Origin of the sequence: uncultured Psychroserpens sp. (genome assembly GCF_947500255.1) — a bacterium.
Classification (GTDB): Bacteria; Bacteroidota; Bacteroidia; order Flavobacteriales; family Flavobacteriaceae; genus Psychroserpens.
On record NZ_CANMRL010000001.1, the window covers coordinates 873,685 to 892,917 of the forward strand.

The window sequence follows — 19,233 nt, forward strand, 5'->3', positions numbered from 1 at the left end:
TCTCTAATTTATCTGGATACTTTTCCTGTGTTCTCTCCATCTAAGAACTTATTAATATCATCAATTGACACCAAGTTATAATCGCCATATATGGTATGTTTAAGGCAACAAGAAGCTACAGCAATATTTATTGCACGTTGCTTATCTTCCGAGTTTAGTAATCCATAAATCAATCCACCCATAAAGGCATCTCCACTTCCAACACGGTCAACAACAGGTGTAACTTCTTTTATATTAGCATCATAAATGTTTTTCCGATCATATAGAATTCCTCCAATTCTTTGATGAGACGCACTAACAGAGTATCTTAGGGTAGTTGCTATAAGTTCTAGATTTGGGCATTCCTCTATTATTTTATCATAAAGAAGAGGTAGCGATTTTAGGTCTTGATAGTTAGGGTTTTCTTTATGGCGACCTAGCATAAAATAGGCGGTATCAATATCTCCTAAAATGACATTACTGTACTTGAGGAGTTCTGGCATAATTTCATGAGGCTCTTTGCCGTACTTCCATAATTTGGACCTATAATTCAAATCACATGAGATTGTAAGCCCTAATTTATGAGCAGCTTTTACTGCTTCAAGACATTCTTCAGCAGCAGAGTTTGATATGGCAGGAGTAATTCCGCTCCAGTGAAACCAAGTTGCTCCTTTAAGTATTGTTTCCCAATTAAACGTGCCTTTTTCAATTTTAGCCATAGCACTATGAGCTCTATCATAAACGACATTACTTGCTCTAGTTCCGGCACCTGTTTCAAGAAAATAAATCCCTAAACGGTCTTTTCCAAAAAGAACATTTTTAGAAATTACGTTTCGTTTACGCATTTCCATCAATGCACTTTCTCCTATTTCATTATCAGGTAATTTTGTAACAAATTCAGATGAAACCCCAAAATTAGCTAAAGATACAGCTACATTAAACTCTCCTCCTCCATAAGTAGCGTTAAATGATTTGGCTTGAGAAAATCTTAAAAAGCGCTCTGTGGAAAGACGTAACATGATTTCACCAAATGTGACAATCTTACTCATTCTCTAAATTTAAATACTATTTTTATCTTTTTAAATCTAACAGCTTTATTTTTTAAATTCCTAAAGCTTGTCCTCCTCCAATTTGAATGGTTTCGGCTGTTATGAAAGCAGCATCTTGACTAGCTAAAAATGAAATGACTCCTGCAACATCTTCTGGTTGACCTAACCTTCCTAACATAATATTATTTGCCCAAGATGCAAAAACTTCTGGTTTAGTGGATTTAATTTGCGCGTGAAATGGTGTGTCAATTGTACCTGGAGATACAGCATTTGCTCTAATTCCATATTCAGCTAAATCTTTTGCTAAAGCTCTGGTTATAGCATGAACACCAGCTTTAGAGGTTCCGTAAACTCCTGCTCCAGGACCTCCTGCTGTCCATCCAGCATTAGATGTGTAATTAATTATAGAAGGATGTTCTCCTTTTTTCAGGTAAGGTATTGCTGCTCTTGAAGCAAAAAACACAGAATCTAAGTTAAGTGCCATTACAAACCTATAAAATTCGGTTGTCATGTCTTCAAATCGAGACCGTCCACCTAATCCACCAGCATTGTTAACTAGCACATCTATTTTTCCATATTTTTCTCCTATGTTTTTGATATTAGCTGTTACTTGTTCTTCATTTGTAACATCAAACCCATAGTATTCAGCAGTAATTCCCTGATCTGTAAGCTCTTTTAATCGTTTAGCTCCTTCATCATCTTGAATACCGTTTAGAACTACTGTATATCCATCTTGACCTAGTCTTTTTGCTACTTCAAAACCAATACCTCCTGTAGCTCCTGTTACTATGGCTACTTTTCCTTTATTTTCACTCATATTAATTATGGTTATTTTTAAATTTTATATTTATTAATTTTCTTCGTTTATAACTAATTTTACTTTTTTAATTAAAATAAGAACTGCTAACACGGCTAATACTACTGACAATGTAATCGTTATTAACGCAGGAGTGTATGATCCTCCTTCTGTGATTCTACCAATAAACCAATTCATAATCATAACCGAAAATGCCGCTACAGTTCCGGCTAATCCAGCTAAAGTACCAACAGATGGCCCTCTAAATAAATCACTTGATAGTGTTTGTATATTACCAATTGCAAACTGAAATCCAAAAAGTGCTAATCCAGCAAGGTATATGAAGGTCATATAATTAGAATCATTTACAAATAATATAATAGATACAAAACCTATAATAATTAAAACGCTTCCTAAAACTATACTCGCTTTTCTTCCAAAATCTGTAGATGTGCGTTTTATTATTTCTTCAGTAAATAGTCCACCTAATATTCCTCCAGCAGCTGCCATTAGATAAGAGATCCACATAGTATTTCCAATTTCTTCTATACTTAGACCAAATTTGGAATTTAGGTAAATTGGCATCCAACCAGCAAAGAACCACCAAATAGGCTCTATAAAAAATCTGCATAGTAAAATTCCCCAAGGTTGTTTGTAACTCAATATTTTGACAACACTTAAACTTTTAGCACCTTCAACCTCAACTACGTTATTGGCTAAACGATCATTAAGTAACATGTTTTTTTCACCTTCTGTCATCCAAGGGTGATTTTCTGGCTTAGTTTTTTTGTTAATAACAAGCCAAGGTAATACCCATATAATACCGGAAAGACCTAATATTACATAAGTAGATTTCCAACCAAATTGCGCGTATAAATAGACGATAATTATTGGAGCAATTACATTACCAATAGAGGCTCCAGAATTAAATATACCTTGTGCCAAGGCTCTTTGTTTTACAGGAAACCACTCTCCATTATTTTTTACAGCTCCAGGCCATAAACCTGCCTCTCCTAAACCAAGTAAACCTCTAACTATTGATAAAGACATTACGCCTTTTGCGACTGCATGAAAAGCAGCAGCTAGAGACCATACTATTATTGATAAAACAAAACCTATTCTGGTACCAATTTTATCGTATAATCTTCCTGATAAAAATTTACTTGCTGCGTAAGTAAACATGAACACATTAAGCATTAAAGCATAATCTGTTTTATCCATGCCTAAATCTTTACCCATTTCTGGCCAAAGTAAAGCAAAAGCTGTTCTATCAATATAATTTATTACGGTGGCAACAAAGATTAAACCTATAATCCACCATCTTAATCCTTTTAATTTCATATTTGAAAGTTGTGTGTGTTAATTAGTTAAACATTGTAACAATACTGATATAACACACTAAAGTGTTCTTTCATTTTCTCCTTAGCCAATTGAGGGTTTTGGCTTTTTATAGCTTCAAATATTTCTTGATGTTCTTGAATTCCATTTCGAGCTAAACTTTTATCACACACATGATATTTTTCAAAATTAGTTATGATCTCTGGTGTGATAATAAGCATAAATGTATTCATTGTACTATTCCCGCTAGCTTTTGCTATAGCTAAATGAAATAGTAAATCTTCTTGTACTGCATCTTGACCGTCTAACACTTTTTTAGTATAAGCTTCGAGTGCTTCTTTCATTTTTTCAAGATCTTCATCTGTTCGTCTTAGAGCAGCCAAACGAACTGTTTTAAGTTCTAATAATATTCTTGTTTCAACCAAAGATTTAAAATCTGGATCTTCTAATCTTAAAATATCTTCAATCATACCATTCATAGCAATCACTCCAATATTTGCGACAAAAGTTCCGCTTTGCGGAATCGATTTTAATAAGCCATAGAATTCAAGTTTTTGAATAGCTTCTCTCACATTACTTCGGGTAACTCCAAATTTTTCAGACAGCATTCTTTCAGAAGGCAACTTGTCTCCAGGTTCAAGATTTTTACGATTTATAAGCTCTCTTATATTAGATATAATTGTCTTCTGAACACTTTGACTATCCTTTTTTGCTAGTATGTCTATTTTCATAATCTTAAGCTCTTTTTTTGTCTGCTGGTTTTAATCTAAATTTAGGGAAATAATATGCAAGTCACATTAAATCTTTGTTAGTGTTTAAAGAATTCTACTTATCCTTTTGAAATAAGTAGAATTCAATAAGAGACCAATTCAAATTTTTACATTAATGATTAACTTCTAAACTATAATATTTTACTCGAGCAAAAGCGCCTTCATCTCGCGATTGAAAATAATTTCCCGCTTTAAAATAGTTTTCAAATATTCCCCATCTTGTCATATGAACATTTTCATAAACTTTATATTCAGTATTATTTAAAATAATAACCATCTTACCTTCAGATACTTTGACTTCGAGTGTAAACTTTTTAAATCCAACTTTTTCTTCAAAATTAAATCCATCATCATTTCCCCAAGCCTCTTCATGCAAAATATCGGTATCAGATAAGTTTAAATTTTTCAACACCTTAGTTTTTACCCTTATTTTTCCATTATCCCAATAGATTTTTAATATTGGTGGCGCATTATTATCATCTGCACCTATAAGATCACGTTGTTCATTAGTTAATCTACCGTGAATTTGCATGATAATGACACGATGGTATTTACCATTTTTATCTCTTGACACCTCTTCCATGGCAAGTTTGCCTTTCATAACACCTCCTTGTTTAAAGGTCCAATTGGTATTATTATCACCAGGAATCATTTGCTCTCTTAACTCAGATCTGGAATACTTTGTATTCCTTGTGGTTGAACTTGTTGGTTTCGCATAAAAAATCAATGCTCCTTTAACTGAATCATTATACATATATGTCTTCAGCTTCTCATTATTTGCATAATCCAATATCTCAGGTGCTTCAACTTCATAAGGTTTTCCTTTATCATTAGCAATTGGAATAGTGACTTTCCAATGAGACAAGTCAATATCAGGTAATTTTACTTTCTTTTTTTTCTTCTTCTTCTTTCTTTTTTTATCCTGTTTTTCAGTTTTTTTATCCGATTCTGTTACGTTACTACTCTTTTCTTGAGAAGAAACATTAACTGATATGAATACCATCAATAGAATTGTTAATATTTCTTTTCGGAAGTTTTTCATTTTATATATTAATTATTCATAATAATTACGAAGTCAGCTCATATGTCTTCGTCTCAATTGTTTTATAACCACCCAGTAACACATTTAGTTTCTGGGTGGTTTTTAATTTTATGCTTATTTCTAATCTGTGATCATTATATTATCAAAGAAAGCCTCAGCAACATTATCTATGACATCAACATTCCTAACATAAATAACAATCTCATTCGTAGATGCTGTAAATTGGAATGTATGGGTATTATAAGCACCACCATCTGTATCGAAAGTATTTGGAATTGCAAAATAGGCATCAATTGCAGGATCAGAAGTCGAGGCATTAATACCTACCTCATCTGCAATTTCTGTATTTAATATAAATACTTCGGAAGTTATCCCTCCAGCTGTTGTGCTTGCGTCAATAGAGAACGTGTATGTCTCTCCTACCTGCACTTGAACAACCTGATACAATCGACGACCTGTTTCGTCAAGTTTTGCTCCTCTAGTTCCGTTGTTTCCACTAGAAGTAGACCCAGCTTGTTCACTATTATCACCATAAAAGGCGTCAAGCCATGAATCTAAAGCACCGTTATCCCAAAGCGGATCATACGGGCTTGGAATGTCATTTCCATCACAATCTTTAATGGTAGAGTTTGGTGTCATATCCCAAGCATCAGCATTATCACCAGTACTTTCACCATCACATCCAGGTGTTGTACCATAAAGGTCAAAAGTTCCATTTAAAACCTGTACGACAAAGCCTTCAGCTACTATAAGTTCTTCAGTTGCAACACTTATACTTCCCGTAATACTAGTTGCTGTTAAAGTCACTGTATAAATCCCATCTTCAGTATAAGTATGCGAAGGATTCATGCCTGTAAATTGGAAGCCGTCTCCAAATTCCCACAATAACATTACTGCTCCTTCCGAAGCATCCATAAACTCATAAGTTCTATAGTCAGATCCATCAACTAAATAGGTAAAAGCAGCAGTGACCGGTGCTTGTATATCAATGTTCTGGCTTAAAGACGTTGACAGATTTGCATCATTAGTAGCTGTAAGTGTCACTGTGTATATATCATGTGTGTCATAAACATGAGTAGGAGATTCTTCTGTTGAAGTATTCCCATCACCAAAATCCCATAGGTAACTTGTCGCACCTGTAGATGAGTTATTAAATGTATATTCCAAGTAATTAGTTTCACTCTGAACAGAATTAAATCCTGCAGATGGAGGTACAGCACCTTCAGGTGCTACATCAATCGTGAAGTCATCAAGTCTAGCTTCAACAGGACCATTGGTGAAATAAATTGCAACGGTATTATTGATTCCAGAATTAAATGTTAAGGTCGATTGAACATATACAGCAGGTTCCGAATCATCGGTTACAGTTACAGAAGCGATTGTAGCATCAAGAGCTTCTTGTGTAGTCTCAGGAGACCCAAACTCTGTTACACCTAAAATTGATACAGTTAATGATGGATTAGAAGAATTATCCAACATTGTATAATAATATCTTAGATCATAGTTTGTGTCTGGTTCGACAGTAATTTCTTGATAACCTATACGATCTCCTGCAGGTAACGGCAACTTAGCTCCTTGATCTCCAAATGTTACTGGACTACCCGTAATTTGAATAACGCCGCCTAAATCACTATTTCTCCATGAGTCACGGCCATCGCCACCACCACCAGGCAAGGTATCATCTTCAAAACCTGGTTCTAAAATAATTGGTTGAAATGGACCTTCTGCTACTATAACTTCAATAGTTACGGTATCTACAGCACCTAATGCATCGCTAGCAGTTAAAGTGACAGAATATGTACCTTCACCAGCCTCAAACGTATGGGTTGGATCTTGTAGGTCAGAAGTAGCTCCTCCTCCAAAATCCCATGCAAAGGTAGTTGCTTCAGAAGAAAGATTAGTAAAATTAATCGTTCTAAAATCATTGCTATCAGAAGCATAAGAAAAGTTAGCTTCAGGTGGCACAGTGTCAGCTTTAGAATTAGCGCCTGGTAAATCGTCTCGAAGTGTACAACCAACTAAAAGACTAGCTATAAAGACACTTACCAGTAATGTTGTATTACGGAAAATATTTATTTTATTTTTCATCGTTTAATTATTTAAATATTAATATCCTGGGTTTTGCGTCAAAAGACCACCACTTAGATTTATTTCTCTTGCTGGAATAGGTAACAGTAAGTCTCTACCAGAAAAAACATATCCTCTGTCTGTTGCATGTGCGCTTAATACTTCTTCTGCAACGCCAAATCTAAGTAGATCAAACCAACGTTGATTCTCAAATGCTAATTCAACACGTCTTTCCGTAAGCAAGTCGTTTTTTGTAATATTAGAAACTAAATCGGTTAACCCAGCCCTGTCTCTTACTTCTTGAAAAGAATTCAAAGCGTTTGAATTACTTGTTTGTGAACCTCCTGCCATAATCGCCTCAACATGCATTAAAAGCACATCGGCATAACGCAATACGATATAATCATTACCAGCATTTCGAGCATTCCCACCATATGAAGGAGGCGAGGTCGTAATATCAGATCCATCAGGTAAAAATTTTATCACTTCATTATCATCTTGACCAAGAATACCAAGATTAGTTATAGAAGCTGCTGTTCTATTGCCTCCATGTGTTGCAAAATCTAAAAAAAGATTTGTATTAACAATGTTTTGACCATCCTCTCTTCCTTGACGGAATGCTGAAGTAAATTCAGAAGAAAAACTTTGGCTTTCTAAAGAATTTCCTGTTTCATATTGGATAGCAAAAATAATTTCATTGTTTAATTCTGAATAAAACACATCGCTGAAATTACTTTCTAAATCAAATTCTCCGCTGTTGATAATAGATTCACATAATTGCTGTGCTCCAGAATAATTAGGACTTGACTGCGTTAAGTATACTTTTGCTAACAACGCTTGTGCTGCTGCCTTTGATGCTCTTGATTTAAAAGAGTTATCTAAATTATTAACAGCTTCTTGTAAATCTTCTACAATTTGTACATAAATCTGTGCTACAGGAGTTCTAGTAAAAAGTGCTTCGCTATCTGTTGGACCAACTACCGAAGTAACTAAAGGCACATCACTATATAATCTAACCAAGTTAAAATACGCATAAGCTCTTAAAAATTTAGCTTCAGCTGCATAACTTGCTTGATTACTTTCGTCTGCAACATCAATAAAGCTCAGAACATTATTAACTCTGAAAATAACTTGATACATTGATTGATAAAAATCTTCAGATTCTACATTGTTGGCATTAACCACATATCTGTGAAAATCAGATTTCGAACCTTCGAGTGTTGCATTTCTAGTATTATCGGTACGGTGTTCTGTTAGAAGATGTAAAAATTGGACTCCTCTATTTGCTCTACCAATATTAGTTTGTGTGTTTTCATTAACACCTTGGTAGGAGTCATAAATTCCAATAATTCCAGCTAACACATCTTCATCAGATTGGAAAAACGATTCTACTGCAACTGCAGTGTCTGGCAATGGATTTAAAAAATCATCGCTACAGGAAGTAAAAATAAGTCCTGTAATGGCAAAGACTAAATATTTTATATGTTTCATAATAAGTTTTTTTTATTAAAAGTCAACGTTTAGACCAAATGTTATTGTTTTAAATATAGGTGTACCCGCTCTTTGAGAGCCATAAGCTCTTGGATTATTACCATCTACATGTTCTGGATTAAAACCATGATAATCATCAGCAGTGATGTAAATCAAATTTTGAGCTGTAGCATAAAGTCTTAGACCTGTTAAACCTAATTTTGATGTTAAATCATCTGGTAAATTATACCCAAGGCTTACATTTCGCAGTGAAAAGTAGTCTGCACTTGCAATAACTTCACTTGTTAGCACTTTTTCTTGAATGAAAGATTCATGTGGTACAAGACCATCAGCAACTGCTTGTGCTTCTCCACCACTTCTGGTTCTATTACCAAACCAATTATAGAAGTATTGATCCCCTATATTATTTACTTGGGCTCCAAGGCTTCCTTGTACCATAAACGAGAAGTCAAAGGCTCCAATTCTAAAGTCATTAGTAAAACTATATATTAAATCTGGGTAAGGATCTCCTAAAATAGTTTTATCCTCTTCGGTAATTACACCATCACCATTTAAATCTCTTACTATAGTATCATCGGCTTGACCATTAATTCGATTCCAAGGATTGTCAACATAAGTTGTTCTGAAATCAGTATCATTATAAGCTTCGGTATCTACTACATAACCCCAGAAAGATGAAATAGGTTCACCTATTCGGTTAATCCATTGTGAGTTTCTACCATAAGTATCTTCTATTAGCGCATTATTCGAATCACCAAAACTTAGTAATTCATTTTGGTTAGTAGATGCTATAAGAGTTGAACTCCAAGAGAAATTCTCTCTTGAGATATTTTTAGTTCTTAACTCTAGTTCCCATCCTCTGTTTTGCACCTCACCTAAATTCACAATACCGCTTGTAAATCCAGTAACGTAAGACACAGGATTTTCTAATAATAATTCGTCACTAGTTCTTTGATAATAATCCAACGATCCTGATATTCTATTATTTAAAAATCCAAAATCTACTGCAGGATTAAATTCTTCTGAAGCCTCCCATTGTAACAAAGTATTTGCTATGTTAAGTGGTGAAACACCAGGAGTTATATTGCCTCCAGTAATAGCATTTGAATTTTGTAACAATGCCAAATAAGGCCATGCATTTACATTACCATCACCTACATTAAAATTCTCAGCACCTGTAAAACCATAACTAGCTCTAAACTTTAATCTGCTTATGACATCACTATCTAATAAGAAATCTTCATTGTGTACATTCCAACCTACAGATGCGGCTGGGAAATTACCCCATTTTGAGTTGATCCCAAAAACAGAACTACCATCACGTCTAAAAGAAGCATTGAATAAATATTTATCCTTATAAGCATAATTAACTCTGGCAAAATAACCTACTTTCTTTCTGTTTTCATTCACCTCACCATAATTAGCTATTTGAGTAGCACCTTGCAAGTTTGGAAGCAAATCATTAGTATACCCATTACCGATAACACCGCTGTTTTCACTTTTTCTTTGCTGTACGGTCATACCTACCAGTAAATTAAACTCATGATCATTATTAAATATTTTGTTATAGGAAATCGTATTATCTGAAATCACTCTTGAACGAAATCTATTCTGTAAATCATATTGTGCTCTACTTGCTCCGGATGCATGATAATTTGTACCGTCCCATCTTGTTCTCTTTCTTTGTTCTAAAGTAATACCGAGAGATGTTTTTGCTGTTAATCCGTCTAAAATTTCATAGCTTAAATATGTAGAACCAAATAACTTAGTATTAAACTCATAATGTTCTCTCTCAACATATTGTTGATATGGGTTTGAATCTCCCGAAGTACGAGGTCTTTCGTTGTTACCATCGTTGTCCAAATCCAAGTTTATTAAATGATTCTCTAAAAAGTAATCTCCTACACCTACATCAGGATATGTATCCGTATTAATAAATTGTAGTGTCTCTTCGGTATGAAATATTGGCAACCATGGTGATTGACGTGTAGGATTATGTATTGATGTAGGTAATCTTCTTTGCTCAGTATAAGATGGCGTAGCTCTAACTCCAAACTTAAACCTATCACCTAATTTAGAATCAACTTTTAGGGCTGCCGTATACAATTTGTAATCATCGGTTATTACAACACCTTCATCATGAAGGTATCTTAAGGATGTACTAAATTTAGTACTCTTTGATCCTCCACGCGCTGCAAAGGAATGACTTGTAATAGTACCACCATTAAAAAAAACATCTTGCCAATCTCTATCAATACCTGTGGTAGCAACTAATAATTGTGCATATAAAGTTTCTCCTGAAAGTGTACCTGTTGCAGCCTGCTCTATTCTAGCCCAATCTGCTACACTTTTTCTATAATCATCACTTCCATGTGCATCTTTAAAACCTAGGTAGGTTTGATAGCTAAATCTTGTTTTTCCTTCCTGACCACTTTTTGTAGTAATAAGTATAACACCATTAGAACCTTCACTACCATAAATAGCAGCTGATGCAGCATCTTTCAACACTTCAAAAGACTCCACATCGTTCATATCAATGTTACCAAGAAATTCAGAGTTAACAACTACACCATCAACTACAACTGCAGGACCTGAATCTGCTGTAATAGATCCAACACCTCTAATAGTAACGGTAGGTGCACCACCGGCTTCTGCATTTGTTGATTGGATATTAACCCCAGATACTTGACCTATCAAGGCATCATCTACCCTTGAAACAGGTATTTGGTCTAATTTTTCATTAGTTACCTTAGAAATCGCTCCTGTTAAATGACTCTTCTTTTGAGTACCATAACCAATAACTACAACCTCATCAAGTTTACTTGCGTCTTCAACAAGTGAAATGGATACAGTTGTTTGATCTCCAACAATAATTGTTTTTGTCACGAAACCTAAATAAGAGAATTGAAGTACATCTCCTTTTGTCACTTGGATTTCAAATTTTCCATCAAAATCCGTTGAAGCCCCTCTTGTAGTTTTTAAAACTAAAATGTTTACACCTGGAATAGGTTGACTATCGACTTCAGAAACAACGCTACCCTTGAGTAGGAAACTGTCTTGGGCAAACATTGTTACGCTGAATAGTAATAAAACTATTAGCAGCAGTTTGTTTTTTAAATTCATAATTAATCTTTTTGAATTGAATTAGTTAGTAATTACAATTACTTGAAGTCAATGCATAGCAAATTAATATGTTTTTGTACCTTTGCTTATGTATTTACTTTTAAGTAATTACATCATTTTTTTTACTTCGGTTTAAAGAAGTATTTTTTAAAAGGATAGGCCCACCCTGTCCTTTTTTTAGTTTAAAAAAAATTGGTTTACCAGATTGGTTTACCAAATATATATAAATTTTTGTTAAATCCAACGATTTCGTAAAATATTATACCTAAAAGTCACAAATCGATAAAAAAACTAGCAAAAAATTAAATATTTACTCCATGAAGTCTTCTCGAATAGGGCTAAATACATCAATTAAGACACCTTCTTCAGTACAAGTTGCGCCATGTAATACATGTGGTGGGATATAAACCGTATCTCCTCCTTTTACGATTTTGGTTTCGTCGCCTATAGAAAACTCAAAAGCGCCACTTTCTACGTAAGTCACTTGACTATGATAATGTTCATGCTTGTAACCAATTCCTCCTTTATCGAAATGTACTTTTACCAACATAATTTTGTCATCATAGCCCATTATTTTTCGCTTTACGCCCTCTCCTACCTTTTCCCATTCAAGGTCTTTGTCTAAGATAAATTCTTTACTTGCTCCAAATGTTTTCATGTGTTTTAATTTTTAGTTGATTTCTTTTAAGATAAAAGGACCTTTCCAGGACACCTCATTGTTATTTATATTTAATTTGTGTTCTATTTCATTATCATTATTTAGATTAGAAATAACAAACATTACTTTTTTATCTTTATTTGTTATGATTTGAATTGCTGTATAATCTTTAGAATCTAATACAACCTCAATAGATTTTATATTACTCTTAGAATTTATAGCTAATTCAGACACTGGGCTATATACACCTGTTGATTCTATAATTGAAGCAAACACCGTGTTTTTTGAATTTCTTTTTCGTAAAACAAGCGCAGGTTCTTGACGTAAATTAAATTCTGGATCATTCGCGCCAATTTTAGCAAGAATAACTTCGTCTCCTTTTGATGTTACCGCAGTATAATTGTAAAATTTATTATTTAGCAACCAGTTTAGTTTTATATTTTCGCCTTTAGTTATTGCGTTAGCTTCATTATATAAATGTTGATACCCATTTTTATTACCTAAAATTTGCGGAACGTCACTTTTTGTATATTCAAAACTTGTTTGTATTAGCTGTCCTAAATAATAGAGTGGTAAATCATACTGATTAGCTGTTTCAGATTCTACTCTCATAATATCTAAAACATAAGGATTGTCATAATCATTATCTTTTATTGTTACAAAGGTTCGATGCAACTTGGTTCCTGGATATGCATTGTCTTCTTTTGCACTGGATACTTGCAAGTTTTCATTATCAGCATTAAACACATATTTGTATGAATGGTGCTTACTCCCAATATCATATTTTCCTTGAAAATGAGATGTTTCATTTTGCACCAATGTGTTATGTGAAATAGATTGTTTGGCCCAAGTTTTATTTTCTTTTAAATAATTACCACCACCTTTTTGTTCGATATTAACGTAACGTGACATTCCGTAGTCTTGAATAATTTCTTTACCATCTTCGAAAAGGGCAAACGATAATTTATCATAATGTCCATGGCTTAATCCATGTGCTGTATATTTATGTACTAACTCTAAATTACCACTTCTCAAAATAGCTACTGCTCCTTGATCACCATTTGCTCCATCTGATAATTCAATAGATTTTTTATCAAAAGGTTTTGTCTTCCCTTCTTTTATACCAAGTGCTACTGCTAAACCTGCGTCATCAAGTGTGACTTCACTTTGTTTTTTTGCTATACTTAATAATTCGGGGTTATTACCTCCAAAATGGTAGGCAATGTCTACAGCTGATATTAAAGACGTATTATAATAGGACATTCCTTTTTGAGAATCATTCAACAAAAAGAAATCGCCATCAGCATCAGATAAATTTAATAATGCGTTAACTCCTTTAAGTAATACACCGTCTTTATATTCTAAAACTTTTAAATCTGGTTTTTTGTTTTGAAGTGCTTGAGCAAATATTAAAAAGGGATACATTGCATAACGCTGATAATAAGGTCCTTCAGTATAATAACCATCTGGAGAAAAAGGTTCATCTAAGTTTGCAAAAAAGCCCTTTTTCCCATCTTTGTTTATGAAGCCACCGTCATTGTCTTTTAAACTCTTATCTAAATCAATGTTTTTTATACCATATAATGCGCTCTGCAATAAAGCATCATCTTCCATTACCAAGGCAATCATTCCAACAGCCACATTTCCCCAGGTGCTATGGTTGTGAACACGATTAAAGAATTGAGGATTATCTTTTGAAATATGATCCGCAAAAGGTCTGAACAAGTTTGATTCTAAATTATTACGCTCTTCCTCTGTTAAGTAATCGTATATACAATCATAGGCTTGACTTGTGTATACCAACCAATTAGAATCGTTCAGGCATTGCCAAAACAGTTTCCCTCTTGCATAAGATCTTGGTTTAGGGTGAATAGGTAATGTTGGATACATTTTAGCATATTCAAACAGCATATCCTTTACAAAATTGGCATATTTTTCATCATCAAGAATTTGATACAACACACCAGCTTTTTGCATTAAACTATAGTTTTTTTTATGTGTTGCATGCGTATAACCTCCAGAATAATCTTTAGGAATTGGGACATCAAAACCATTATTAATTTCAATATCTATCTCTTCTTGAACTTTAGCTAATGTTTGATCAAAAATTGGAATCTCTCCTAAATTTGCTCTAATAGCTTTAACGCCTTCTTTGGTTAAAATCAAATTTGGATGCTCTTCAGAAGTTATAGTTTCAGAATTATTATCTGAAATAGAAGTGTTTTCATTTTTACAAGAAATCATTGTAAAAACAAGAGTTACTATTGCAAATTTTAAAGTTATATTATGTCCTAGTGTCATGGTTTGTAACATTAATTTGAAATAACTATCATTTTTGATATGATCTGATTTCTATTTGATAAGCTAAGAATGTATGCTCCATTAATCAATGATGATGTATCTATACTTAATTCTTCAGAGGCTGTATGTATAGTTTTCTCAATAACTTTTCTACCATCTAAACTATATACTTGAATAAAATCAATCTGGTTATTTATGTCTTTAATATACAATTTATCCTTAGCAGGAACAGGATAAAGTGATATGCTATTTTGTAAATCAACTTCACTAATTGATAACCTTTGATTACCAAAGAACTCTATTTCTGTAATATTCGTCCATACGCTTACTCTAGTATCGCCTGCACTATTAAATCTTCCATAACCCATTAATTTCACATAGCGTGCATTAGCAGTTATCTCATATTGATCAAAAGCATCATTTACGCCAGTTGTTGTAGTAATTAATAAATCTCCAGTTGTTGGTAATACCATTGTGAAATCTGAAGCATTTGTTCCCGTTGTAGACAGCCAGACTTGTAAACCATAAGGATCATTCTTGTCATCTGTAGCGATTTGTATTAAATCAAGCTCATATTCACTACCTAAATCGTAAATAACATATTCTCCATCGCCTTTGTTATCTCCTGGTAAAATAGCACCATCTTGGGCTGTCCAATGTGTTTCAGTATCTTTATCTAATGTGTTTGATGCGTAGTTAAATTTATTATTAGCAGGCTCTACTTGTTCTTGCGAAAAAGAGTGAATGGTAACAGGGTCATCAATTAGACCTGTATTAATTAGGTCGTATAACTCTGTTAAATCTGCACCTTCTTGTGTAACATTTAAGATTCTTACAATATCATCACCTCCAGGGTCTTGCATAAAAGTTACGGTACCTGCTCTACTGTTTACATCTGTATTTTCAGCAACTGTCACTGAAACAATTGCACTAGCAGTTCCTGAGCTAATATCAATAGATATCCAAGCGTCATTAGATACAGCTGTCCAACTTACGTTTGCATTTACAGAAACATCATTACTACCAGCATTAAAGGTAAACTCTGGCAAGCTACTAACAGTTAAGGTTTCTGATACACTAATGGTGCAATCACCATCCAAAATGCTAGCGCCTAAATTATCAACAAAACATGCTCCTATTCCATAACCAACCATAGCGTCGGTTGTTGGTTCATAAGTACCCATATCAGCACCTTTTCCGGAAGAACCAGGTCCAGAAAACGTAAAAATTTCACCATTTGCTGTTGCTGCTATTCCAGTCTCTTCAGAGAAGCCTGTATTGGTTTCACCTAAAACAGTTCCTTTATAAACGTTTCCTGTGTACATTAAAGTTGTACCCAGATTAGCATAGGACGTAGGTGTATCACCAGAAATAATATCTGATATATTTGGATTGGCCGCAGCGAAATAAATTAAATTATCAGAAACAGTTCCTGTTGGATCGGTTGACCCTTTATCGGTGTTATAAAACAATGGTGCATTAGTGTTTATTATGGTATTATTTGACAGGTTAATATTTTCAGATTTTTGGTATCCATTTGTAGTATTAGTAGATGTACAAGGAACTGCATTATTATCATTACCACCTAAAAATGTTATACCGTTATTCCATTTGGCCTGGCTATTTACTGTAATACAATCTTGAATGTAATTATTCGTAATGTCATGGTTGCTATCGGTAATTCTGATTCCTCCAGTGCCTTCAACGTCTTCACCTAAAAAGTAGTTTCCATCAACCGTCGCATCAGAACCATGACGCAATACTAAAGACCCTCTGCATCTTCTAAAAGTGTTATTAATAAATATGTTGTTTTTACTTTTATTGGTGATGATTTCATTTTCACCATCAGCCTCAACAAAATAGTTATTGATTACAGCAACATTACTATTTACATTTTGATTTCCACTAGAACCAATACGAATAGTCTCACTATCACCAGAATTACTTAACGTATTATCAATTTTTTCATAGTTATAGAAATAATTATTACTTATGGTGTGCCCAACTGTTGCACAAGGATCATTTTCAGCATTATACTGGTATTCTGCTAATATTAGGGCACCTGCACTTGATTTATTCATAAAAGAGCAGTTAATCACATTGTTGTAAGTTCCGTAAAGTACAATCCATCTATGTTTTGTAATAGAATTGTTCGCCATATCATCGGCTACATCATCAGGGTGTATTGCTAAACCATCAATCGCACAATTTTGAATTGTACTATAATTAGCATAATCAGTCCCATTTCTAAATTGAATAAAATTGCTAGCTCCAAAACCTCCTTGCCAATGAAAGCCATCCACGATAACATAATCACCACCAATATTCATTTGTAAACCACCAGTAAAAATAACGCCTCCAGGTGTTTCTGCTCTAAAAACAATAGGTTCACTTGCAGTTCCATTACCAATAAAGTCTATTCGTTCTTCAGTATTGTATGTTCCATTTGCTAAAATAATTACATCTCCTGGTCCATAAACCTCATTCTCTAATGCTTCAGGGCTAGTGATATTATAAGTCGTTTGGCTTATTACTAATGAAGAAAAAAGTAATAAAGAACAAAGTAAAATATTTTTCATTTTAAATGTATTGTTAAACTGGTTAACCAAACTGGTTAACCAAATATAAGAATAATTTTTGAAATCGAATATTTACGTTGAATGTACTTAGTTAGTATATGTTTTTTTAACGAGTAATTAGTTCTGATTTGTATTTAACCACATCAACTTTAATGACGAACTACATGTTGTAAACACCTCCATTAATATCGAGAGTAGCACCAGTAATAAAACCGTCATATTCAGATGCGAGATATAAGACTGCTCGAGCTACATCTGCAGCATTACCTGCTCTTTGAATTGGAATACCAGAAATTGTTGCAGCTGCTGATTCTTTTGTTGTGTGTGTGTCATGAAATGAAGTGCCAAGAATTAAACCTGGAGCTACTGCATTAACTCGAGTCCCTTGAGTACCAAACTCGGTTGCAAGTGCTCTTGTATAAGTTAAGATAGCACCTTTACTAGTAGCATAGGCTAAAGAACCTGGGTGGCCTCCTTTTCTTCCTGCCAATGATGCCAAATTAACGATACTACTATTGATGTTTTTTGCTAAATAAGGTGATGCAGCTCTTGTAACAAACATCATAGATGTGAGATTGATATCCATGACTTTATTCCAAAATTCAGTTTCCATTTCATTTAGCAATTTACGTGCAACTAGTGATCCGGCATTATTAATTAGTATATCTAAACCATCTAATGCCTCTGCCGATTTTTTAACTAGCGCATTGGCATCGTCTTCCTTTGTTAAATCACCACTTATAGCAATCGCTTTTTGTCCTTTGCCTTTTGCATATTCAACCAATTGATTTGCAGTATTTGCGCTAGAAAAATAGTGGACAGCCACATGGGCACCATTATCAATAAAGTGTTTAGTAATAGACTCACCAATACCTTGAGCTCCAGCAGTAATGAGCACTTTTTTCCCAGTTAATTTTTTATATATTTTCATATCATTGAATTAATCATTTTTAGTAAAATAGCCTTGATTAGATACTGATGTATCACTTACAGTTATACTTGCTTTTTTAAACCAAACCTCAGCGTAATTTCCATCTTTATATTGTTTATGTATATCTCCACCATGTGTCTCAGCACCAGAACACCAGTTTTTATTTACGTCTGGTGACTTTCCATTGGTTTGGTTATATGACCCTAATTTAAAAAAACAGCCTTCACCAGCATAGGCGTTCTTGCGCTCTAACCCATCTTGTCCTATTGGTACAAACAAGCTTTGGGTTTGTTCAGGTATGTCATCTTTTGTAGTATATTCTGATTCGATTAAGTTCTTTGTAAATGTTTTAGTCTTATGTTCTTTACTGGTAAATGTCAAGTTCATAATACCATTTTTAACTTCAATTTTATAACTAAATTCTTCCCCTAATTCAATACCATCTTTAGGTTCTTCTGGATAGGTGTTTTCGCTAGTACCAACTACAGAAAAGTCATGACCCCAAACAGCAGTAGAGTAATCCCATCGTCCAGAATTATCGTCACCAGCTGTATTAATCTCATAGTGCCAAAAAACCGACCCTTTACTATGACCTGGGAATTTCTTGTAAAATATTTTAAGTGGCTCATTCTCATGCCCATCGGCACTATGAATCTGGCCAATAACTACGGAATAAGAAGCTGCTACGCGAGCATCACCTGTTGATGATACATTCATGACCTTGAGCGTCGCTGATAGTTTATCATCAGCAATTGCTGGATACCATTTTTTTACTTGAGCTAATTCGGTTCTACAATTATTTGAAGTCCCGTGGGTATTTCCTGCATTGGGTGCTTTATAAACTACCCAATCTTCTTTACCATCATTTGCTGTATAAAAGAAATCTTCATGTTCAAAATTATTTGCATGACCAACATTTGAGCCATCTCCTAAAATTAAATTCCAATCGTTAAAAAATGGAATAACATCACTTGCGTAAACGGTTTTTTGCCCTTCTTTTTTATTTGACTTTTTTTCAGTGTTGTTACAACTACTTAGTATTAAAAAAACACCAAGAGTAAAAACTGTTACTAATGATATGATATGTTTTTTATTCATTTCTTTATGTA

13 protein-coding genes are annotated in these 19,233 nt (G+C 33.9%); all 13 read right to left on the reverse strand.

All coding sequences use genetic code 11. The features are described from left to right. Positions 1-8: 8 nt before the first annotated feature. Positions 9-1,028 (reverse strand): sugar kinase, encoded by a 1,020-nt coding sequence (locus tag Q0783_RS03765; RefSeq protein WP_298893429.1) that lies wholly within the window; start codon positions 1,026-1,028, stop codon positions 9-11. A 52-nt stretch (positions 1,029-1,080) separates the two neighbouring features. Beyond that, positions 1,081-1,845 (reverse strand): SDR family NAD(P)-dependent oxidoreductase, encoded by a 765-nt coding sequence (locus Q0783_RS03770; protein WP_298893430.1) that lies wholly within the window; start codon positions 1,843-1,845, stop codon positions 1,081-1,083. Positions 1,846-1,878: 33 nt separating this feature from the next. Next, positions 1,879-3,165, reverse strand: a complete 1,287-nt coding sequence (locus Q0783_RS03775; RefSeq protein WP_298893431.1) for an MFS transporter — start codon at positions 3,163-3,165, stop codon at positions 1,879-1,881. A 26-nt stretch (positions 3,166-3,191) separates the two neighbouring features. Continuing rightward, the gene (locus tag Q0783_RS03780; protein WP_230934471.1) at positions 3,192-3,893 is read right to left on the reverse strand and encodes a FadR/GntR family transcriptional regulator; all 702 of its coding nucleotides are present in this window, start codon (positions 3,891-3,893) and stop codon (positions 3,192-3,194) included. Between the two features lie 151 nt (positions 3,894-4,044). Beyond that, positions 4,045-4,974, reverse strand: a complete 930-nt coding sequence (locus Q0783_RS03785) for a polysaccharide lyase family 7 protein (RefSeq protein ID WP_298893432.1) — start codon at positions 4,972-4,974, stop codon at positions 4,045-4,047. Between the two features lie 120 nt (positions 4,975-5,094). Then, a complete protein-coding gene (locus Q0783_RS03790; protein ID WP_298893433.1) occupies positions 5,095-7,062 on the reverse strand; it encodes a PKD domain-containing protein in 1,968 nt (655 codons plus the stop codon). Between the two features lie 18 nt (positions 7,063-7,080). Beyond that, positions 7,081-8,532, reverse strand: coding sequence for a RagB/SusD family nutrient uptake outer membrane protein (locus tag Q0783_RS03795; RefSeq protein WP_298893434.1), 1,452 nt, complete (start codon positions 8,530-8,532; stop codon positions 7,081-7,083). A 15-nt stretch (positions 8,533-8,547) separates the two neighbouring features. Continuing rightward, a complete protein-coding gene (locus Q0783_RS03800; RefSeq protein ID WP_298893435.1) occupies positions 8,548-11,655 on the reverse strand; it encodes a TonB-dependent receptor in 3,108 nt (1,035 codons plus the stop codon). Positions 11,656-11,965: 310 nt separating this feature from the next. Next, entirely contained in the window at positions 11,966-12,313 is a 348-nt protein-coding gene (locus Q0783_RS03805) for a cupin domain-containing protein (RefSeq protein ID WP_298893436.1), read from the reverse strand. Positions 12,314-12,325: 12 nt separating this feature from the next. Then, positions 12,326-14,614, reverse strand: coding sequence for a heparinase II/III family protein (locus Q0783_RS03810; RefSeq protein WP_298893437.1), 2,289 nt, complete (start codon positions 14,612-14,614; stop codon positions 12,326-12,328). An 11-nt stretch (positions 14,615-14,625) separates the two neighbouring features. After that, positions 14,626-17,193: a chondroitinase-B domain-containing protein gene (locus Q0783_RS03815; RefSeq protein WP_298893438.1), complete on the reverse strand. Its 2,568-nt coding sequence runs from the start codon at positions 17,191-17,193 to the stop codon at positions 14,626-14,628. Between the two features lie 160 nt (positions 17,194-17,353). Then, a complete protein-coding gene (locus tag Q0783_RS03820; protein WP_298893439.1) occupies positions 17,354-18,124 on the reverse strand; it encodes an SDR family oxidoreductase in 771 nt (256 codons plus the stop codon). A gap of 9 nt (positions 18,125-18,133) precedes the next feature. After that, on the reverse strand, positions 18,134-19,222 hold the full coding sequence (locus Q0783_RS03825) for a polysaccharide lyase family 7 protein (RefSeq protein ID WP_298893440.1): 1,089 nt from the start codon (positions 19,220-19,222) through the stop codon (positions 18,134-18,136). Between the last annotated feature and the right edge of the window lie 11 nt (positions 19,223-19,233).